Genomic DNA, 20,278 nt, shown 5'->3' on the forward strand with positions numbered 1-20,278 from the left:
GGCGTCGGACCGTGCGGATCCGAGCTCGAGACGCCATCGGGATCAGGGCTTGACCGCGGGCGGGCCGGGGCTCGACCGGGACGCCGGGGGGATCACGCCCCGACCGTCGTCACCCCGGCCCGCCGTGCTGCGGTGATCGTCAGGCGATGTTCGCCACCTCGAGCTCCCACGTCGTCGGGAGGGCGTCCTCGGGACGTGGGTGCTTCGGCGGTCGCCCGCGCTTGCGCTTGTTCGTGATGACCTTCCCGTTGACGAGCAGCTCGCCACCCCAGACGCCCCAGGGCTCCCGACGGGCGACGGCCGCGGCGAGGCAGGGCTGACGGACGGGGCACCCGGCGCAGAACGCCTTCGCCCGGGCGATGTCGTCGAGCTGCTCCGAGAAGAACAGCGGGGTCAGCGAGGCCCCGCTGTCACGGCAGCGGGCCTCCTGGCGCCACGGCTCCTCGGCGAGCCAGTCCTCGAAGGCGAACATCGCTCGCTCCTCTCTCCTCTTCTCTCTCCCGTAGTGGGTCGGTTGGGTTGCTAGCGGGTTGACGGGCCCCCGAACGCAAGAAGGCCGCCGGGCTGTCCCGGCGGCCTGGTGGCTCGAGTGCGGTGGTGTCGCTACGAGGTCACGGGATGCCGCCGGGAGCGGGCTTGTGGTCGGTGATCACCGGGAGGAACCGGAAGACGGTCGACCACGAGCCGTTCGCCATGGCACACGCGTAGGCCGACCGGGCGCGCGTCGCCCCGGTGCCGGCCTGGTGGCTGGTCATCGGGTTGCGTCCCATCGTGGCGGGTCCTCGTTCTCCTGCCGGCGGCAGCGGGTACAAAAGCGTGGCAGAGCCCGCGTCGCAGGTCAAGCCAATAACGTGGCGGCCGTGGCGGAGGTGGACCTGGCGCCGGTGCTCGGGCTGCTCGAGCGACGGCGGGCTGAGGGCTGGCACCACTGCGCCCAGGTGTACGTGTCCCACCACGGCGAGGTGCTGCTCGACGAGGCGATCGGCGACGCCCGGCCCGGGCAGCCGCTGCGGATCGACGACGTGATGCTCTGGTACTCGTCGGGCAAGCCCCTCACCACGGTGGCGGTCCTCCAGCTCTGGGAACAGGGGCGCCTGGCGCTCGACGACCGGATCGGCACCTTCCTGCCCGGCTGGGGTGCCGGCAAGGAGCGCTGCACGCTGCGGCACGTGCTCGTCCACACCGGCGGGTTCCCGATGTTCGGCGACCCCACCTACGACGCCGACGTCAGCTTCGCCGAGGCCCTGGCGGCGACGGTGGCGACACCGGCGGCGTGGGAGCCCGGAACCGAGGCCGCGTATCACCCGGCGAGCGGCTGGCGGGTCCTCGGCGGGGTCGTCGAGGCTGTCGACGGCCGGCCGATCGACCGGTACCTGCGTGACGAGGTCCTCGAGCCGCTCGGCCTCGACGCCACGTTCCTCGGGATCCCGACTCCGGTCCAGGCCGAGCTCGGGGACCGGATCGTCCCCGTGACCTGGACCGGTCACCGGCTCCTGGCCCGCGACCCGGACGGCGGGGTGCGGATGGCCCCGTACCGGATCGACCGGTGGCACAACGAGCCCTGGCACATCGCCAAGGTGGAGCCGGGTGGCGGGGCGCGCGGCCCGGCCCGCCAGCTGGGGCGCTTCTACGAGGCCCTGCTGGGGCTCGGCCCGGCGCTGTTGGAGCCCCGGACCGTGGAGGTGATGGCGGCGATCCACCGTTACGGGGTGAAGGACCGCACCTTCGGGCTGGACCTCCCGTGGGGGTTGGGCGTGCAGCGCCAGTTCACGGGCGGGGCCGGGCGGCGCGCGTTCGGGCACGGCGGGATGGCGTCGTCTCGGGGCCTCGCCGACCCCGACCTCGGGCTGGTGATCGTGATGGTGTCGAACGGGCTGGCCGGCTACTTCGAGGCCGAGCAGCGGGTCCTCGAGGTCACCGACGCCGTCTACACCGCCCTCGGCGACAAGGCGGCCCGGGTGCGCACACCGGTGCGGGCCCTGCCGGGGGGTCGGTTCTCGAGCTGATCAGCCGCCGGGCCCGGCGACGACGGCGAGCACCCGACCGTGGAGCGACGGCGGCGCGGCGACGATGTCGCCGGATCGCAGCCAGGCGTCGGGGTCGCCGGCCCAGTCGGTGACGAGCCCGCCGGCCTCCCGGACCAACAGCGCCCCGGCGGCCACGTCCCACGGCCCCAGCGCGGCCTCGAAGTAGCCGTCGAAGGTGCCGGCGGCGGTCCAGGCCAGGTCCAGGCTGGCGGCGCCGGCCCGGCGCAGGTCCTCGAAGCCGCGCAGCGCCCGCTCGAATGCCCGCAGGTACTCCGGCAGGCGCGTGTCCTTGGCCCGGAACGGGGTGCCGGTGGCGACGATGGCCTGTCCCGCGGGCCGGTCGCTGACGCGGATCGGTCGACCGTTGCGACGGGCGCCGCCGCCGCGGCGGGCGGTGTAGGTGTCGCCGAGCATCGGGGCGTGGACGACGCCGACCGCGGGCTGGCCGTCCTCGAGGAGGGCCACCGAGACCGCGAAGACCGGGAACCGGTGCAGGAAGTTCGCGGTGCCGTCGAGCGGGTCGACGAGCCAGCCCAGCGGGGCGCGCCGACCGCCCTCCTCCTCGCCGTGGACCGGGATCCCGGGCGCGGCGGCGGCCAGGAGCCGACGGATGGCCCGCTCGCTGGCGGTGTCGGCCTCGCTCACCCAGTCGCCCGGCGCCTTCTCCCGGGCGTCGGGGACGGTGCCGAAGGCGTCGCGCACGATGGCGCCGCCCGCCTCGGCGGCGCGCACCGCCGCGGCCAGGAGCGCCTCGAGGTCGAGGGCCGCGCTAGCCGACAAGGGCTCGCAGCGCGTCGAGGAGCGGGGGCGTCGCGCCCGCCAGCACCCGCCGACGGGCGTCCGGGTCGCTGGTCACGAGGTCACGGCCGGGCCCGTCGACGACGACGGCGCCGGCCTCGCGGCAGGCGAGGAGCCCGCCCAGGTAGTCCCAGGGCGCGTGCTGGTCGGCGAGGGCGTCGAGGAACCCGTCGAGCCGGCCGGCGGCGACGTCGCAGAGGGCGAGGGCGAGCGAGCCGAGGGCGCGGAACTGCCGCCACGGGCCCGGGCGGGGCAGGCCGGCGACGCCGATCACGGCGGTGTCGAGTTCCGTCGTCGACGCCGCGCGCAGCGGCGCGCCGTCGGCCCACGCGCCCTGGCCGCGCACGGCCGTGTACCGCTCGCCGGTGGCCGAGTTCCCCACCAGGGCGCAGAGCGGCCCGTCGGCGTCGAGCGCGCACAGGGAGATGCCCCAGTACGGGATGTGGCGAGAGCAGTTCGTCGACCCGTCGACGGGGTCGACGACCACCGTGATCGGCGCGTCGGCGGGGCCCGACACCCCCGACTCCTCGCTCACGACGCGCACCGGCGCCGCGCGCAGCACGTCGAGGACGGCGGCGTCGGCGACGAGATCGAGCTGGTACTGGCCGGGGCGGTCGGTGTGCGCCCGACGCGCCGGGCCCGCGAGCGCCGCCACCGCCTCGCGCTCGGCGTCGGCGGCGTCGAGGAACAGCGGGAGCAGCTCGGCCGGGCCCACGGGGCTGGCAGTCTTCCAGACCGCCGGCCGGCGGCTAGCCCGGCGTCGCCGCCGGCCCGGTCAGCCCGGCGCGGCGCACCGCGTCGGGGGTGTCGACGTCGGTGAACGCGGCTGCGGTCGTGACCGCGCCCCACCCCGGCTCGTCCTCGTAGGTGACGGGCACGGCCGCGAGCAGGTCGTGCATCGCGGCCGCGCCACCGGCTCGCAGCGCGGCGGCGACGGTGAGGTCGGCCGCGGCGTAGCGGGCGCAGAGGGGCTGCGGCCGGCCGTCGACGCGCGGCACCACCGAGCCCGGCGCCGGGTGCTCGACGAGCCACCGCAGCAGCGGCACCTCCACGAACGGCAGGTCGACGGCGAGCACGAGCACTGGGCGACGCCCGCCGCTCCGGGCCAGCGCGTCGGCGCCGGCGACGAGGGCGGCGAGGGGCCCGGCGCCGGGCGGGTCCTCGCGCACGGCGGGGAGCGGGCTGACGCCCGGGCCGACCTCGAGCGCTGCGGTGCACACGGACGCCACCAGTCGCGCCCCCCGGTCGGCGAGGCGCTCGCCGTCCCGGCGGAGCTCGGCCTTCGCGACGCCGAGGCGCGAGCTGGTGCCCCCCGTCAGCAGCAGCCCCGCGGTGCTCGACACGCGGCGCACGGTACCGTCGACGCTCGTGGAGCCGGCGCTGATGCGATCGCGCCTGGAGGCCGCGCCGGTGGCCATCCTGGCCACGACCGACGACCGCGGCCACGCGCACCTCGTCCCGGTGTGTTTCGCGCTCCTCGCCGACGACCGCCTCGTCACCGCGGTCGACCACAAGCCGAAGCGCACGAGCGCGCTCCGCCGCCTCGACCACGTGCGGGCCCGCCCCGCGGTCAGCCTCCTCGCCCACCACTACGAGGACGACTGGGCTGCGCTCTGGTGGGTGCGGGCCGACGGCGCCGCGGTCGTCGTCGACCATCCCGACGCCGACCTGCTCGCGCCGCTGACCGCGAAGTACCGCCCCTACGCCGAGCGGCCGCCACTCGGCCCGGCCATCGTCGTCACGATCGAGCGGTGGACCGGCTGGGCGGCGGGGTGAGGTCCTCGGCCAGCTCGACGAGGTGCCCGTCGGGGTCGAGGACGTACGCGGTGCGCTGGCCCCACGGCCGGTCGGTCGGCGCCGTCGCCGGCTGGGCGCCGCCTCGGAGCAGCTGCGCGTAGGCGCGGTCGCAGTCGTCGACCTTGAACCCGAGCTCGAAGCCCGGCTGGTCGGCGTCGGGGCGGCGGAGCGGCCGGCCCAGCGTCTCGCTCATCGCCGCCCGCTCGTAGAGCCCGACTCGGGTCGTACCGGTGTCGAGCTGGGCGTAGGTGCCGGCGTCGTGCGCCAGCCGCAAGCCGAGCACCCCGGTGTAGAAGCCGACCGCGCGCGCCACGTCCTCGACGACCAGCACGACGTAGTCCGGGTGGTCACCGAGCACTCAGGTCCCCGCGGCGTCGGGCTCGAGCTCGTACGCGACCACCAGCCAACGCGACGACCGCTTGGCGAGCTGGAGCGCGTCGACGGCGTGGCCGCCGTCGCGCAGCTCGACGCGCGTGTGCACCACCGCGAAGCCGCGACCCTCGCTCACCGCGTCCACGCTCACCCAGGCGGCGATGCCGCGCAGCCCCGGTTGCCGCTCGTACGCGGCGCGTTTCGCGTCGATGAACTGCGGGCGGTCGAGCCCGTCCCGGAGCTCGTCGCCGGAGAGGGCCCAGAGCGCCTCGAAGTCGAGGTGGTCCCAGGCGTGCTCGTACGCCAGCGCGACCTCGGCCGCCGACGGGCCGCGATCGACGACGACGAGGATCACGAGCGCGACGCACAGCGCGACGACCAGGACGCCCACGGCCACGAAGACCATGGCTAGGTGGCCGCGGCGTCGATCTGGGCCGCGAGCGCGAGGTCCTTGCCCGTGATGCCGCCCTCGCTGTGGGTGCTGAGCACGACGCGCAGCCGCGAGTACCGGATGTCGAGGTCGGGGTGGTGGTTCGCGGCCTCGGCGAGGTCGGCGATGCGCCCCACCAGGTCGATCACGTCGCGGAACGACGCCCGCTCGTAGGTCCGCACGATCTCGTCGCCTGACCGCTCCCACCCGGGGAGGCCGGCCAGGCCCTCCCGGACCTCGGCGTCGGTGAGCGGGGGCACCGCGCCATTGTCGGCGCCGCGGCCCCGGACGGCCAACCCGCCGCCACCTCCCCCCGAATTCGGCGGCTGCGCGGGGTGGTCAGGCCGGCCGGTCGGCGGGGTTGGTGGCGAGCACGCAGGCGACGGGTGGGTCGAGCGGGAGGGTCTCCACGCGGGCCCGGGTGAACCCGGCCTGGGTGAGCTGCTCGCGCAGTTCCCGGCCGGCGGTCGGGCCGTTCCGGCCCCCGGTCGCTAGGTCGCTGGGACCGCCGTTCGCCGCCGGCGGACGATCACGACACCGGCGCTGATCGCGAGCCCGGGGATCAGCAGCAGGGCCGCCCACGGGGTCTCGGGCACCCGGACGCTGGGGTTGACGAAGAAGCAGAACTGGTTGCTGAGGAACGTGCCGCTCCCCATGTCCGCCCAGGCCGACATATCACCGTTCGTCTTGCCCTGCACCAGTCCCCGGTCGCAGACGGTCTTGCCCGCCCACGCCGATTGCGCCGTGAAGCTGGTCACGAAGGGGTTGGCCGTCGCCGGCTTCTCGAAGGTGTCGGGTGGCGTCCCGAGGGCGGCGCCGCCGAGCTTTCCCGACTGGCCGTAGAACACGCAGTCCCACGCCTGGTTGGGCGTCCCTTGGAAGAGACCGGACCACCAGCTGATGCTGACCGAGACGGTCTGGCCGATGTTGATGTTGAGGCCGCCGGGGTCCGACGCGTAGGTCTTGCCGTTGATCGTCACCTTCTTCGTGACCTTCGAGCTCACCTTCCCGGCGTTGCCGCTGACGCAGGGGTTCGAGCCCCCGCCGCCCCCGCCGCCCCCGCCGGTCCGGGTCGCCGCCCCCGCCGGTGCCGCGCTCAGGGCCGGCGCCACGGCGGCGGCGACCGTGATCGCGATCCCCACCCACGTCGCTCGGCGCACCGGACCTCCCGTCAGGGCCGAAGGTGCCCAGATCGTCCCAACTTCCGGTGCACGTTTGGTCGAAGAGCAACCAAACGCTCGGCAACGGGGTCGGCAACAGTCTCAATCCCCCGCTACGGACAGTGGGCGGGGCTCACGGATGCCGGCGGCCGCGGGGCCCGCCCGTGCGTCGCCGCTCACGGGGCCAGGCGCCTCGACCTGCGACGAAGGAGACTCCCGCGACCGACGGACCGCTCGGAGGCCGTCACGGACGGTGCCGCGGTCCGGGGCCGCGCCGGCGCGAGCCCGGGAGCGGGCGACGGAGCCGTCACCGCGCCACGAGGACGGTCACCGCGGCGTGACCACCGCCACACGGTGCCCTTTGGCTGCAACGGGAAACGACCCGAATAACCTACGGGGCGTGACTTGTCCGGCGTGCGGGGCGGCGGCGCCGCCCGACGCGCGCTTCTGCCCCACCTGCGGGCACCTCCTCGTGGCCCGCCCCGACGAGCGGCGGGTCGTCACCCTCCTGTTCGCCGACCTGGTCGGGTTCACGAGCTTCTCCGAGCACAGCGACCCCGAGGCGGTGAAGGCCCTCGTCGACGAGTGCTTCGAGGCCCTCAGCGCCGACGTGTCCGCCTACGGCGGTCTCGTGGACAAGATCATCGGCGACGCCCTCCTCGCCCTGTTCGGCGCCCCCGTCGCCCACGAGGACGACGCCGAGCGCGCCGTGCGGTGCGCGCTGCGCATGCAGCACACCCTCGCCGCCGCCGCCGACCCCTCCGGCCGGCGCCCGGCCCTCCGCATCGCCGTCAACACCGGCGAGGTGCTCGTCGGCGCGCTGCGGGCCGGCGGCGACTACACGGCGATGGGCGACGTCGTGAACACGGCCAGCCGGCTCCAGGCCGTCGCCGACCCCGGCTGCGTGGTGGTCGGGGCCGAGACGCACGCCGCCACCGCGCACGCGATCCGGTACGAGCCCCTCGGCTTGCAGACGGTGCGCGGCCGCTCGGAGCCGGTCGAGGCGTGGGTGGCGGTCGGCGCGTCGGCGCCGCCGGGCGCGCGCCGACGGGCTCGAACCCCGCTGGTCGGCCGCGACGCCGAGGTCGGCCTGCTGCGGGCCATCGTCGACACCGCGCTCGCCCGACGCCGCGCCCACCTCGTGCTGGTCACCGGCGGGGCCGGCGTCGGCAAGTCCCGGCTCGCCAGCGCGGCGGCGCGCCACGCCGAGGAGGAGCACGGCGCCCAGGTGCTCACCGGTCGCTGCGTCCCCTACGGCGAGGACGTGTGGTGGCCGATCGCGGAGACGATCCGGGCCGTCTGCGGCGTACCCGGCAACGCCACCCACGAGGAGGCGCGGGCGCGCATCTACGAGGACGTCGCCGGCGCGACCGGCCGCCCCGTCGACGACCCCGAGGTCGCTCGCGTCGGGCGCGGCCTCCTCTACCTCCTCGGCTACGCCGACGCGCTGCACGACGTCGACCCGGCCCGGGCCCGAACCGACGCGCTTCGATCGGGCCAGGCCCTCTTCCGGCACCTGGCCGAGAAGTGCCCGGTCGTCCTCGTGCTGTCCGACCTGCACTGGGCCGACGAGGTCGTCCTCGACCTCGTCGAGCGGCTCCTCGACGCGCTGCGCGCGGCGCCGTTCGTGCTGCTGGCCACGGCCCGACCCGACCTCGAGGAGCGCTGGCGACCCCAGCCCGGTCGGCACAACCTCAGCGTGCTGAACCTCGAGCCCCTCGACGGCCCCGCGGTGCGCGCCCTCGTCGAGGAGCTGCTCGGCGCCGACGCCACCCCCGAGCTCACCGCGGCGCTGCACGAGCGCAGCGGCGGCAACCCGTTCTTCATCGAGGAGCTGGCGGCGCTGATCCGCGAGTCCGGGCCCGGGGGCCCGGTCGAGGGGCGGCTGCCCGCCACCCTCCAGGGCCTCGTGACGGCGCGGCTTGACTCGCTGGCGCCGTCCGAGCGGAACCTCATCGAGGACTGCGCCGTGGTGGGAACGAGCGGTCCCCTCGCCGCGGCCGCGGCGCTGGCCGGGGCCCGGGACGACGCCGACCCCTCGGCGGCCCTCCTCCAGCTCACCGACCGGGAGCTCCTCGAGGTCGGCGACGGCGAGTTCCGGTTCCCGTCCGAGGTCGTGCGCGACGTCGCCTACAGCACCCTCACGAAGGCCGAGCGGGCGCGGCGTCACGCCGTGCTCGCCGAGTGGCTGTCGAAGCAGCTCAGCGAGGACGACGCCGGCGCCAGCGCGACCGAGCGGGTCGCGCACCACTACGGCGCCGCCGCGGTGCTGCTCCGCGAGCTCGGCGCGGTCGACGGCGTCCCCGCCGACCTCCCGGAGCGGGCCCTGGCCATGCTCGAGCTCGCCGGCGACCGGGCCTGGGCCGCCGAGCTGTGGCCGAGCGCCACCCGGCTCTTCGACCAGGCCCTGGCGGTGCTGCCGCCCGACACGCCCGACGACACCCGCTGGCGGCTGCAGCTGGGGCACGCCACCGCGGCCACGGCCCAGCACGACCTCGCCGCCGCGCGCGCCGACATCGACGGGGTCCTCGAGGAGGACCCGGATCCGCGCACGACCGCGCGCGCCCTCGTGCTCCTCGGCGAGGTGCAGCAGCGCCTCGGTGACGCCGAGGGCGCGATCGAGACCGCCCAGCAGGCGATCGATCGGTGGCGCGACCTCGGCGACGACCTCGGCGTCGCCACCGCGCTGCGGGTCCGCGGCGTCACCTACATGTTCATGGGCGACCAGGACGGCGCCGACCGCGACCTGTCCGCCGCGTTGCAGGCGTTCCAGGCCGCGGGCGACCGCCGCGGCGAGGCGTGGGCGCTGCAGAACCTGGCCTCGATCGCGTTCTTCCGTGGCGACGCCGAGCGGGCCGACGAGCGGCTCGAGCGCTCCACGGCCGTGTTCAGCGAGCTCGGCGACTACGGCGGCCTGAACTGGTGCCGGAGCATCCAGGCGTGGGTCCGGTTCATGCAGGGCCGGACGGCCGAGGCCGAGGCGCTGGCCCACGAGCAGCGGGCCGAGACCGCCGCCACCGGGAACCGGTGGCTCGCCGCCATCCTCACCCTGCTCCTCGCCATCCTCGACCTGTGGCGGGGCGAGAGCGAGCGCGCCATCGACTTCGGCTACGACGCCCTCGCCCGCTTCGAGGCCACCGGGGACCCGTGGGGGCAGAACCAGGCCGAGGCGGCGTTGGTGCGCTCGCTGGCGTGCCGGGGCCGGGTCGGCGACGCCTTCGACCTCCTCGACCGCGACAGTGACCGCGGGCCCCGCGACGACGCCTTGCTGCGGGCGCAGGTGCTCGTCCACCTCGGCGACCCGGGCGCCCTCCCGGCCGCGCTCCACGTCACCTTCCACGAGGGCGCCGGCGCCGAGATCGTGGCCACCGGGCGCCTGGCGCTCGGCTGGGCGCTGCTCCAGGACGGCCGCGTCGACGAGGCCGTGGCCGAGCTCGAGGCGGCGGAGGCGATCGGCGTCCGGAAGCACACCGGCTCGGCGATGGCGATCACCGCGGGGCTGTCGCTCGCATATGCAGCGGCCGGCCGCCTCGACGAGGCACGGGCGCTCGGCGACGCCGGCGCGGGACAGGGAACCTACCTGGACCGCCTCCAGCACGCCCTCGGCGCCGCGTTCGCGCGGCTGCGGTCCGCCGACCCCGACGCGGCCGGCGCCTTCGACGCCCTCGTGGCCGAAAGCGACGAGACCGAGGCCCGCCTCGACCAGGCGATCACCCGGCTCGCGCGCGCCCACGCCTGGCGGGCGCTCGGCCGCGCCGACGCCGACGCGGCCGCGGCCGAGGCCCAGAGCCGGCTCGACGCCATCGGCATCGCCGCGCCGGGCTGGTCACGGGCGTTCTCGCTCGCCGCCGGCGCGTAGCCGGTCGAGGACGCGGGCGCAGGCCAGCCCGTCGGCGAAGGTGGGCGCGCCCGGCGGCGCCACGCCGTCCTGGACGCAGTCCCGCACCACGCCCGCCCACCGGCGCATCGGCTCGACGTGCGGGTCGCCGTCCCCACCGTCGTGGTACTCGCGACGGCCGCCGTCGCCGGCCCGCACGACGACCCGAGCGTCGGCCACGCACTCGAGGACGCCGTCGCTGCCGACGACGACGAGCCGCGGCGCCATCGACACCGGCGCCGCGAACGTGGAGTCGATCGCCGCTGTCACGCCGTCGGCCAGGGTCAGCAGGGCGGTGAACCCGTCCTCGGCGTCGCAGCGGCGGCCGGTCCCAGTGGCGTCGGGGCGCGTGCCGATCGTGGTGCGGCAGCGCGCGGTCACGTCGAGGACCTCGCCGAAGGTCCAGCGCAGGAAGTCGACCGCGTGCGAGCCCCAGGCTCCGACCCAGCCGCCGCCGGCGCCCCGGTCGAAGAGCCACCCGTGAGGCCGCAGCGGCTGCCGCGACGCCGCGCTGAGATGAGTCCACTGCACGTGCTCGGGCGTCCCGACGACGCCGTCGGCGACGAGCGCCCGCACCCGCGCGCGCGTCGCGTCGTAGCGGAACTCGAAGTTCAGCAGGTGGAGGCAGTCGGCGACGTCGGCCGCCGCCAGCAGCGCCTGGGCCTGCCCGGCGTCGAGGCCGAACGGCTTGTCGCAGAGGACCGCGTGCCCGCCGGCGATGGCGCGGCGCACGTGGGGACTGTGCAGGAAGGGGGGCGAGTGCACGCACACCAGGTCGAGGGTGGGGTCGGCGCAGAGCGCGGCCACGGCGGCGTCGTCGCGCGCCGAGACCACGTCGGCGACGGTGCACCCGGCGGTCGACGCGAACGCCGGCGCCACCACCCGGGCACCGAACCCGGTGCCGACCACGCCGACGCGCAGCGTCACTCGCCGACGGCCGCCGCCGGCTCGGGGTCGACGTCGCCGACCCCGAGGTGGAGCCGGGCGAGGAACCAGTGCCCGAGGGGCCCGATCGCCAGCGCGAAGAGGACCGTGCCGACGCCGACGTCGCCGCCGAGCGCCCAGCCGCTCACGAGGGCGCTGAGCTCGAGGGCGGTCCGCACCGCCCAGAGCGGGTGGCCCCGGGCGGCCAGGCCGGTCATGAGCCCGTCGCGGGGACCGGGCCCGAGCCCGGCGCCGATGTAGAGGCCCATCCCGAACGCGGTGACGACGATCCCGCCGAGGAGCATCGGCCAGCGCAGCGCCAGGGATCCCGGGGCCGGCAGCAGCCCGACGTAGGCGTCGACGACGAACCCGACGGTGACCGTGTTGACGACCGTGCCGATCCCGAAGCGCTGCCCGATCGGGATCCACGCCACGAGGATGGCGAGGCCGAGCAGCACCACGACGGTCCCGAAGCTGAGGCCGGTGACGCGGGCCAGGCCCTGGTGCAGGACGTCGTAGGCGCTCACGCCGAGCCGGGCCTGGAGCAGGAGCGCGATCCCGGCCGCCAGCACGACGATGCCGGCCAGCAGGCGCGGGAGCCGGCGCCGCAGCTCGGCCGGGGTCGGGAAGGTGACGACGTGGAGCTCGGGCGCGGTCACGAGGCGATCCCCGCCGCCGACTCCTCGTCGAGCTCGATCGTCACCGTCCCCCGGGTGCGCAGGATCGACGCCGGGCAGGCGGTGGTGACGGGCCCGGTCAGCGCGGCCCGGACCGGGTCGCGCTTGCGGGCCTCCGGCACGACCGCCAGCACCCGCCCCGCCGCCAGCAGGGCCGGGATGGTCACGGTGAGGGCCTGGGGCGGCACCGCCTCGAGGGCGGCGAAGTGCCCCTCCCCCACCTGCTGGGCCCGGCAGCGCTCGTCGAGCTCCACGACCTTCACCGCGCGCGGGTCGTCGAAGTCGGCGACCGGCGGGTCGTTGAAGGCGAGGTGACCGTTCTCGCCGATGCCGAGGCAGCAGAGGTCGAGCGGGTGCTCGGCCAGCAGCGCCGCGTAGCGGGCGCACTCCGCGACCGGGTCGGCGGCGTCCCCGTCGAGGTAGTGGAAGGCGCCCGGGCGGACGCGCTCGACGACCCGCTCGCGCAGGTAGCGCCGGAACGAGGCCGGGTGATCCGAGCCGAGCCCGACGTACTCGTCCATGTGGAAGCCGACCACCTGCGACCAGCCGACGTCGGGTCGCGCCGTGAGGGCGGCGAGGAAGGCCAGCTGCGAGTTGCCGGTCGCGAACATGACGTTGGCGGTGCCGCGGGCCGCCACCGCGGCACCGATGACGTCGGCCGCGACCGCGGCGGCGTCCTCACCAAGCTCGGCCGGGGTGGCGTGCACGCGAACCGTGGCCGCGCCGACGACGAACGTCCGCATCAGGGCCGCTATGCGAACTGCGGGAGCCACCGCTTCGTCGCCGTCAGCATCTCGTCGCTCATGGCGCGCAGCGCGTCGTAGTCGATGCGGCCGGCGAGCGGGTCGGTCAGCAGGGCGTCGAGGACGCGGTCACGGCTGCCGGTGATCCCAGCTTCGACGGTCAGCTCCTGGGCGGTGCTGACCCGATGGAGGGTCTCGGCGATCACGGCGGGCAGGTGCACGACGTCGCGGCCCCGGACGCCGGCGCCGTCGACGACGCACATGCTCTCGACGACCCGGTCGGCGGGGAGGTCAGCCACCTGCCCGTGGTTCGGGATGTTCAGTGGGAACCAGCCGGGCAGGTTCTCGAGCATGCACATGATCACCGGCGCCACCATCTCGCCCGAGGGCATCTCGTCGACCGTGTCGGCGGCCAGCAGCTCGTCGAGCTCGTGCACGTAGTGCGCCTGGGAGCGCTCGCGGTCCTCGATGGACGTGAGATGGACCCCCCAGCGCTCGCCCCAGCCCGACTCCTCGGTGATGAAGCCGGCGAAGAACTCCACCAGGTGGCGGTCCCCCGCCGCGGGCAGGACGCCGAAGCGCCGCAACAGCTCGAGCTTCACCCGGTGGCGGGCGAGCAGGTCGCCGACGGTGCGCTCACCGTGCTCGAGGTGGTCGGCGAAGTCGGTCGGCAGGGGGTCGCTCGCTCGCTCCGACTCGTGGTCCACGAGGTCCGCCAGCAGCGCCAGGCCGTCGTCGCCGCCGACGTCGAGGGCCGAGATCACCGGCATGTGGTTGACGCCGGCCACGGTGGGGGCGATCTCGAGGAAGCTGCGGTCCAGGAGCAGGCTGAGCGCGAACTGCATGCCGGTGATCTCGTGGCAGAGCCCCACCGTCCGGATCTTCGAGGCCTTCGTCACCGCCCGGCAGATCGTCGTCATGGGGTTGGTGAGGTTCAGCATCCAGGCGTCGGGGCAGATCGCCTCCATGTCGGCCGCGATGGCCGCGAACACCGGGATGTTGCGCAGGGCTCGCAGCACGCCGCCGGGGCCGACGCTGTCGCCGACCGACTGGCGGATCCCGTACCGGGCCGGGATCTCGAGGTCGTAGCGCATGGACTCGAAGCCGCCGGTCGAGATGTTCACGACCACGAAGTCGGCCCCCTCGAGCGCGGCCCGCTGGTCGGTGGTGGCACGGGCGTGCAGCGGGATTCCCCGCAGCGTCGCGATGTGCTCGACGAGCTCGACCATCCGCGGCAGCGGCGCGGGGTCGAGGTCCTCGAGCACGATCTCGGCCTCGTGCAGCACCGGGGTGTTGGCGACGTCGATGAGCAGCTTCGGGACCCACTGGTAGCTCCCACCACCGATGATCGTGATGCGAGGTGCCATCAGCCTTCCTCCCGGAGCGACGCGATGAGCTCGACCTCGACGGGCGCGCCCCGCGGCAGCGCTGCGACGCCGATGGCCGAGCGGGTGTGACGCCCGGCGTCGCCGAAGACGTCGACGAGGAACCGGCTGGCGCCGTCAGCGACCCGAGGCTGATCGGCGAAGTCGGCGGTGCTGGCGATGAAGACGCTGAGGGTGAGGAGCCGGTCGATGACGTCGAGGCTCCCGAGCGCTGCCCGCAGCAGCGACAGCGCGTTCTGGGCGCAGAGAGCCGCGCACTCGCGCCCGGTGTCGGCCGTCACGCCACCGCCGACGACCCCGGTCGCCCGAAGGGTGCCGTCGGCGTCGCGGGGCAGGCAGCCGGAGGTGCGGGCGGTGCCCCGGTGCACGATCACGGCGTCGAGGGGGTCGTGCGGTGGGAACGGCCCCGGGAGCTCCGCGCCGAGCGCGGCGAGTCGGGCCTCGAACACGCCCGCACCCTAACGGCTTCCAAGTCGCGGACGGTCAGGCCGCGCCGAGCGCCCAGCGGAGCCCGCCGTGGAGGTGCTGCAGGTACGCGGGTGTCTCCCAGGCCCCGGGGAAGTGCCCGAGGCTGGTCGAGAACACCCGGCCGTCGCCCTCGGTGAAGCACCAGGCCAGGGGGAACCCGAACGGCGGCGTGCTCGCACCGGGCGCGTCGAGGTCGAGCTGGTCCTCGGGGACCCGCAGCAGCACTCGGGCGTCGGGGCGCAGGTCGCGGAACGTGTAGACCTCGTCGTGCCAGCGCCAGGTGGCACCGAGGTGGCGAGTCGCGGGGTGGGCTGGATCGACGACCTCGAGGTCGACGGTCTGGGTCCACGGGTGCCCGTCGAAGCGGGCACCGACGAGCCGCCCGTAGTCCGCCCACCCGTAGCAGGAGTCGGTGGCCGAGTGGATCGCGAGCACGGCCAGCTCGCCGGCGCGGACTCGCCGCGTGATCGCGGCGCGCTGGGCCGCCGACCAGGGCGTCTCGCCGATCGTGAAGAGCGCCAGCGCTCGCGCCGACTCGACCCGGTCGTCGTCGAGGTCTCGGACGTCGTCGACCCGCGCCGCCCGCAGGTCGGCGAGCTCGGCGCACTCGGCGACGCCGACCGCGGCCTGGTCGAGGACGCCGTGGACGCCGGCGGGCCCGCCGGCGTAGGCCGCCACCTGGGTGACGAAGAGGAGCTCGCCGCCCCTCATGACCGTGGCCTGGCGTCACGGGGGTCGTCCGGCACCGGGTCACGGTATCGGAGCCGACGACCCGCTGGTACCGAGGCCGTGCTCGGCGGGCCCGACCTGGCCGACCTGGCGCGGGCCCGGGCGGCGAGGGTGCTGACCCGCCGGTCCCTCGCGCGCGGCGCTCGCCGAGCATGCTGCGGCCTGGTCCGGCGACCGTACGAGGCGCTCAGGCCGCTCGCGTCCGCCCGAGCCATCGGTCGAGGAATGCCGCCGGTCCGGCCTCGCGCCACTGGTGGTCACCCTCGAAGACGTCGTGGACCAGCCGGCCTTCGGCGCCGAGATGGCGGTACACCGCGCCGAGTTGGCTCACCGACTTCCTCGCCGCGGCCACAGGGAAGATCAGGTCCTCGGTGCCGGTCTGCACCAGCAGCGGCCGGGGCGCGATGAGCGCGCCGAGGTCGACGTGCTCGAGCCGTCCGAGCATGCCGGGGAGCACCTGGGAACCGCACATGTTCCAGGGCATCTTGTGGGACTCGGTCCACGAGGAGAAGAAGCCGCTCACGACCGCGGCCGCGACCCGCTCGTCCCACGCGGCGGTGAACAGCGTCATCGTGCCCCCGAGGGAGAGGCCGACCATGCCGAGGCGCGCCGGGTCGACGAGCTCGTGGCCCTCGAGCACGTCGAGGCACCGGGTGAGGTCGAAGAGGTTCTGGGTCAGCGGGGAGAGGCCGGCCATCGTCGCGTGCACGAGGTTGATGTCGCAGGCGTAGATGTCGGGCGGGTTCCAGTCGGCTCGCTCCCCGAAGCAGCGCAGGTCTGGCGCGAGCACCACATAGCCCCGCCGCGCCAGCTGGCGGGCGTAGTCGCCGTGCGGTGCCTCGGTCGTCTCGAGGCCGACGACGAGCGCCTTGCCCGGGCCGTGCCCGTGGCAAGCGAGGATCGCCGGCCCGGGCTCGGTCCGGTCGTCCGGCACGAGCAGGTAGGCGGGGACGGACATGCCGGCCTCGCTGTCGAAGACCACGCGCGCCTGGCGGTAGCCGTCGCAGTGCTCCTCGTCGAGGGTCTCGAGGTTGAGCGGGACCGGCTCGGGCCACGGGCCGAGGAGCTCGACGAGCCGGCCGCGGCAGCGCGCCTGCCAAGACTCGAGGGTCGCCAGGGCGTCCACCGGCAGCGGGTCGACGGACTGCGTTTCCGCGAGGCGGGTCATCCACTGGTGCCACGGCGAGAAGTTGCGTCGCCGGGTCACGGCGTCGGCCGTCGTCACCATGTCCCTCCTGGATCCTCGGTGCGCCCGGGGGGCCCCGCCGACAACCTACGTTGCCTAGCGTCGATGCCCACGAATTGCACGTGGAGCCGCGAGCCGTGCTTGCGGAAGGTCGTCGAACCCGGCTCCCGCGGGCACCTCGGCCTCGGCAGCAATTGTCCGCCAGTCTTCACGTGCCGCTGCGTCGGAGGGCGCGCTCGTCGGTGCCAAGGTATGAGGCGATGACGAGTGGGTCCTCGCGCACCGCAGCTGGCACCCCTTGGGCGATCACGGAACCGGCCTCCATGCAATAAACCCGGTCGGAGATCGCCAAGATCAGTGGGAGGTCGTGCTCGACGACGATCAACGTCGCGTCGAGCTCTTGCTGCACGCGTTTGATCAGCGGGCCGAATGCCTCGGCCTCGCGTTGGGCGACGCCGGCGGTCGGCTCGTCGAGGCACACCACCCGGGGCGCGACTGCGAGCACCGACGCGAGCTCGACGATCCTTCTCGTCCCGGTCGAGAGTTCGGCGATGAACCGATCGGCGAAGCGGCCGAGGCCCAGGAAGTCGATGAGCTCGGCAGCCTCGGCACGTTTCGATCGCTCGATGCGCGTCGAGCGCGGAAGCCACAGCAGGGAGCCCCAGAACGACGTCGTGCCTCGTGCTTCGAGCGCAAGCTGCATGGTCTCGCGGACGGTGAGCTCAGGAAAGAGTGTCGCGGCCTGGAAGGTGCGGCCCAGCCCCTTGCGGGCGCGCCGGTGCGAGGGAAGCCGGCTGATGTCGGCTCCGAGCAGGTCCACGACGCCGTTGCTCTCGACGTAGCCACCGATCGCGTTGAGCAGTGTCGACTTGCCGGCTCCGTTCGTCCCGATCAGGCCGATGATCTCGCCCTGGTCAGCGCGGAAATCCACCGAGTCGACGGCAACGATGCCCCTGAAGTGCACGGTCAGCCCGCGGGTGGACAGCACGCTTCCGTCGGCGTTCCGCCGGAGTGGATCTGGCGACGCGGCTCGGGTCAGCGACGGGGGCGGCGCCGTACGGGTCTTCGTCGCTCGGTCCGGCAGGCGTTTCTCCAGCCAGTTGAGGACCGAGCCCCGGAGCCAATAGCCGATCTGCGTGAACCCGCCCGGAAGGTACAACAGGATGATCAGAAGGCCGATGCTCGACGTGAAGAGTGGCACGGTCCGGTTGTTCGGCCAGAAGGCCGGCAGCCCGATGACCCACACCGCACCCACGACCGCACCGGCGAGGCTCGCCAGCCCACCGATCACGGCGACCGCGACGATGGTGAGCGAGTCGTCGATCCGGAAGAACCGCTCTGAGTACGCGATCGTGACAACAAGCCCGCCCAGGAGCGCGCCGCCCAAACCGGAGACGAAGCCACCGAGCGCGAACGCGGTGATCTTGGCTCGCGTCGGCGAAACCGTGAGCGCGGCCGCGGCCGCCTCGTTCTCCCGCACCCCGATGATCGAGCGGCCGATGCCCGTCCGCCGGAGATGCCCGACGAGGACAAGCACGATCACCAGTACGGCCAACGTGAAGAAGTAGTAGTTGCGGTTCAGGTGCGCCAGGTCGATCGGGCCGAGGCTGCCCCGCGGGAGCTCCACCGTGAGCGCGCCCGACGTCCCCACAAAGATGGGTCGCGGGAAGATGTAGGCCTGCGCCGCGATCGCGAATGCCAGGGTGCTGACCGCGAGAAGGAGGCCCTTCACCCGGAGCGCACCCGCACCCACGACGACCGCGACGACGCTTGCAACGACCGCGCCGAGCAAGAGGGCCGGCACGAATGGAACCTTGGGTATCTGGCCCTTGATGATGCGCGTTGAGCCCCAGCCGATATTGAGCCGGACGCCGCGCACGAACGCCGCCGCGCTCAGGGCACCGAGTCCGGCAAATGCCATCTGCCCGAGTGAGAGTTGACCACCCCAACCGGTCAGGACCGTGACGGACACCGCGCACACCGCGAACGCGAGGATCATCGCGTAGGTCTGCTGATGGAACGACTGCGTCACAATCAGCGGCAGGACGATCGCGAACAGCAACGCGATCCCGGCGACGAGCTGGGGCGTGCGACGTACCCACCAGATCTCTCGCAAGCGCTCCGGAACGGGAGGGACTCGCGGGGCGAACGAGAAACTCTCGGCGCCGGAGTCGTCGGCCCGGCTCATCCGCGCGACGAGCACGAGCACGACGATGAGGAGCACAAACTGCACGAGCCCGACCGTGTTCGGGTAGTTGAACACCAGCAGCTGGTACAGGAGGCCGATGGCCACCGCACCGACGACGGCGCGCGGGAACGATCTCATCCCGCCGATGAGCGCCGCCGTCAGCCCGAGCAAGAGGGTGTCGGGGCCGATCGCCGTGAGGTCCGACGAGCCTTGCTCGGTGGCGTACAGGATGATCGCGACGGTGGAGAGGAACCCCGCGATCGTCCAGATCGCGGTCGACATCATCTTCGGGCTGATGCCCGTCAGGCGCGCCAGGTCCGCGTTGGTGGACGACGCGCGGACGGCCACGCCGAAGCGGGTCCGACCGAGGAGCCACCACAGACCGCCCGCAATGAGCGGGACAACGATCAGGGCCAAGAGCTGCGTGCCATGCAGCGTCACGCTGCCGAGGTTCCACACGCTCGTGATCGGACTCGGGAACGCGGTCTGAAACTGCCCGGTGCGGTACGCGGGCAGGGTCATGGTCACGGCGCGAGCCAGCTCGGCCACACCGATGGTCGCGACGAGAACGATCACACGCGGAGCGCGGAACAGGCGCCGGATCACCGCGAGCTCCACGATCGTGCCGCTCAGCGTCCCGGCCAGCAGCGCCAGCAACAGCGACGGCCAGTAGGGGAAGTGAGACTTGGCCGCCATGACGGCAAGCAAGCCCGCCGCGGGAAGTCCCAGGTCGCCGACCGCGAAGTTGATCACGCGACTCGATCGGTAGATGAGCACGATCCCCATCGCGATGAGCGACACGATCAGGCCCTGGACAAAGCCGATGAACAGGAGGTTGGCCGTCCAGAAGTGGGCCTGGAGGAACGAGGCCAGCATCACCCGCCCTCGGTGCCGAAGAAGACGGCGCGCGCGAGGTCGTCGCGAGCCATCAGCTCACTCGCACTGCCCTCGAATTTGACTGCGCCCTTTTCGAGGAAGATCGCCCGGTCCGAGATGGCCAGGGCGACATTCAGCGACTGTTCGACGATGACCATGGTCTGACCGCGCTCGCGCAGCCCGTCGACGATCTCCAGCATGCGTTGGACCACAAGGGGCGCGAGCCCGAGCGAGAGTTCGTCGATGAGGAGGATCTCCGGTCGATGCATCAGGACGCGCGCCAGGGCCAGCATCTGCTGCTGCCCTCCCGACAGGCTCTGGGCCAATTGCGTGCGCCGCTCCGCGAGCTCAGGAAAGACCTCGAGGACCTCAGAGATGCGCTCCTCGACCTCCGACTTGCTGGTCCCGCCGAGCCAGGCGCTGACCGCGAGGTTCTCGTTGACGGAGAGGCTCGGGAACACACCCTTGCCACCCGGGAGCGAGACGATGCCGAGTCGGACCCGCTGCTCAGGCGACACGTAGGTGATGTTGCGCCCGTTGAGGCGCACGACCCCGCGTTCGGGCACCTCGAGACCCCCGATGACCCGCAGAATCGTTGACTTGCCGGCGCCATTGGTACCCAGGAGGGCAACGCACTCGCC

Annotated in this window: 21 protein-coding genes; 3 read left to right on the forward strand and 18 right to left on the reverse strand. The window is 73.9% G+C overall.

The genetic code is table 11. The features are described from left to right. Positions 1–139 precede the first annotated feature (139 nt). Both VG869_14815 and VG869_14820 read right to left on the reverse strand, forming a co-directional pair. On the reverse strand, positions 140–472 hold the full coding sequence (locus tag VG869_14815; protein ID HEV3452455.1) for a WhiB family transcriptional regulator: 333 nt from the start codon (positions 470–472) through the stop codon (positions 140–142). 139 nt (positions 473–611) lie between these two features. Beyond that, on the reverse strand, positions 612–770 hold the full coding sequence (locus VG869_14820; GenBank protein HEV3452456.1) for a hypothetical protein: 159 nt from the start codon (positions 768–770) through the stop codon (positions 612–614). A gap of 90 nt (positions 771–860) precedes the next feature. On the opposite strand from VG869_14820, the gene VG869_14825 reads away from it, so the two are divergent. Further along, on the forward strand, positions 861–2,006 hold the full coding sequence (locus VG869_14825) for a serine hydrolase domain-containing protein (GenBank protein ID HEV3452457.1): 1,146 nt from the start codon (positions 861–863) through the stop codon (positions 2,004–2,006). Here VG869_14825 and VG869_14830 read toward each other — a convergent pair whose 3' ends face one another. Genes VG869_14830 through VG869_14840 form a run of 3 tightly spaced genes read right to left on the reverse strand, consistent with a single transcriptional unit; the run spans position 2,007 to position 4,168 of the window. Beyond that, the gene (locus VG869_14830; protein HEV3452458.1) at positions 2,007–2,807 is read right to left on the reverse strand and encodes an inositol monophosphatase family protein; all 801 of its coding nucleotides are present in this window, start codon (positions 2,805–2,807) and stop codon (positions 2,007–2,009) included. After that, a complete protein-coding gene (locus tag VG869_14835) occupies positions 2,797–3,540 on the reverse strand; it encodes an inositol monophosphatase family protein (protein HEV3452459.1) in 744 nt (247 codons plus the stop codon). Before VG869_14835 ends, VG869_14830 begins: the two co-directional genes overlap by 11 nt. Before the next feature lie 34 nt (positions 3,541–3,574). Continuing rightward, positions 3,575–4,168 (reverse strand): NTP transferase domain-containing protein, encoded by a 594-nt coding sequence (locus VG869_14840; protein ID HEV3452460.1) that lies wholly within the window; start codon positions 4,166–4,168, stop codon positions 3,575–3,577. A gap of 25 nt (positions 4,169–4,193) precedes the next feature. Between VG869_14840 and VG869_14845 the strand changes: the two genes are divergently transcribed. Then, the gene (locus tag VG869_14845) at positions 4,194–4,601 is read left to right on the forward strand and encodes a TIGR03668 family PPOX class F420-dependent oxidoreductase (GenBank protein HEV3452461.1); all 408 of its coding nucleotides are present in this window, start codon (positions 4,194–4,196) and stop codon (positions 4,599–4,601) included. On the opposite strand, the gene VG869_14850 is transcribed toward VG869_14845, so the two are convergent. From VG869_14850 to VG869_14865, 4 genes are all read right to left on the reverse strand, one after another. After that, positions 4,564–4,980, reverse strand: a complete 417-nt coding sequence (locus VG869_14850; GenBank protein ID HEV3452462.1) for a VOC family protein — start codon at positions 4,978–4,980, stop codon at positions 4,564–4,566. The genes VG869_14845 and VG869_14850 overlap by 38 nt on opposite strands. Continuing rightward, the gene (locus VG869_14855) at positions 4,981–5,391 is read right to left on the reverse strand and encodes a hypothetical protein (protein ID HEV3452463.1); all 411 of its coding nucleotides are present in this window, start codon (positions 5,389–5,391) and stop codon (positions 4,981–4,983) included. Between the two features lie 11 nt (positions 5,392–5,402). Continuing rightward, positions 5,403–5,684, reverse strand: a complete 282-nt coding sequence (locus VG869_14860; protein HEV3452464.1) for a 4a-hydroxytetrahydrobiopterin dehydratase — start codon at positions 5,682–5,684, stop codon at positions 5,403–5,405. A gap of 231 nt (positions 5,685–5,915) precedes the next feature. Next, positions 5,916–6,584, reverse strand: a complete 669-nt coding sequence (locus VG869_14865; GenBank protein ID HEV3452465.1) for a hypothetical protein — start codon at positions 6,582–6,584, stop codon at positions 5,916–5,918. 400 nt (positions 6,585–6,984) lie between these two features. Between VG869_14865 and VG869_14870 the strand changes: the two genes are divergently transcribed. Continuing rightward, positions 6,985–10,443, forward strand: a complete 3,459-nt coding sequence (locus tag VG869_14870; protein HEV3452466.1) for an adenylate/guanylate cyclase domain-containing protein — start codon at positions 6,985–6,987, stop codon at positions 10,441–10,443. Here the strand turns inward: VG869_14870 and VG869_14875 are convergent. From VG869_14875 to VG869_14915, 9 genes are all read right to left on the reverse strand, one after another. Continuing rightward, the gene (locus VG869_14875) at positions 10,411–11,388 is read right to left on the reverse strand and encodes a Gfo/Idh/MocA family oxidoreductase (protein HEV3452467.1); all 978 of its coding nucleotides are present in this window, start codon (positions 11,386–11,388) and stop codon (positions 10,411–10,413) included. The two genes, VG869_14870 and VG869_14875, sit on opposite strands and share 33 nt — an antisense overlap. Further along, the gene (locus VG869_14880; protein ID HEV3452468.1) at positions 11,385–12,044 is read right to left on the reverse strand and encodes a hypothetical protein; all 660 of its coding nucleotides are present in this window, start codon (positions 12,042–12,044) and stop codon (positions 11,385–11,387) included. Before VG869_14880 ends, VG869_14875 begins: the two co-directional genes overlap by 4 nt. Further along, a complete protein-coding gene (locus VG869_14885) occupies positions 12,041–12,805 on the reverse strand; it encodes a glucosamine-6-phosphate deaminase (GenBank protein HEV3452469.1) in 765 nt (254 codons plus the stop codon). Before VG869_14885 ends, VG869_14880 begins: the two co-directional genes overlap by 4 nt. Positions 12,806–12,813: 8 nt before the next feature. After that, positions 12,814–14,172, reverse strand: a complete 1,359-nt coding sequence (locus VG869_14890) for a hypothetical protein (protein HEV3452470.1) — start codon at positions 14,170–14,172, stop codon at positions 12,814–12,816. Further along, a complete protein-coding gene (locus VG869_14895) occupies positions 14,172–14,639 on the reverse strand; it encodes a RidA family protein (GenBank protein ID HEV3452471.1) in 468 nt (155 codons plus the stop codon). The genes VG869_14890 and VG869_14895 overlap by 1 nt, the downstream gene beginning before the upstream one ends. A gap of 34 nt (positions 14,640–14,673) precedes the next feature. Continuing rightward, entirely contained in the window at positions 14,674–15,369 is a 696-nt protein-coding gene (locus VG869_14900) for a ThuA domain-containing protein (GenBank protein HEV3452472.1), read from the reverse strand. A gap of 205 nt (positions 15,370–15,574) precedes the next feature. Continuing rightward, positions 15,575–16,615 (reverse strand): alpha/beta hydrolase family protein, encoded by a 1,041-nt coding sequence (locus VG869_14905; GenBank protein ID HEV3452473.1) that lies wholly within the window; start codon positions 16,613–16,615, stop codon positions 15,575–15,577. Positions 16,616–16,781: 166 nt separating this feature from the next. Then, a complete protein-coding gene (locus tag VG869_14910; GenBank protein ID HEV3452474.1) occupies positions 16,782–19,637 on the reverse strand; it encodes an ATP-binding cassette domain-containing protein in 2,856 nt (951 codons plus the stop codon). Beyond that, positions 19,637–20,278: ABC transporter ATP-binding protein (locus VG869_14915; GenBank protein ID HEV3452475.1), on the reverse strand; the 642-nt coding region annotated here is incomplete at its 5' end. The genes VG869_14910 and VG869_14915, both read right to left, overlap by 1 nt.

The organism is Acidimicrobiia bacterium (assembly GCA_035948415.1).
In the GTDB taxonomy this organism is placed as follows: domain Bacteria; phylum Actinomycetota; class Acidimicrobiia; order IMCC26256; family PALSA-555; genus PALSA-555.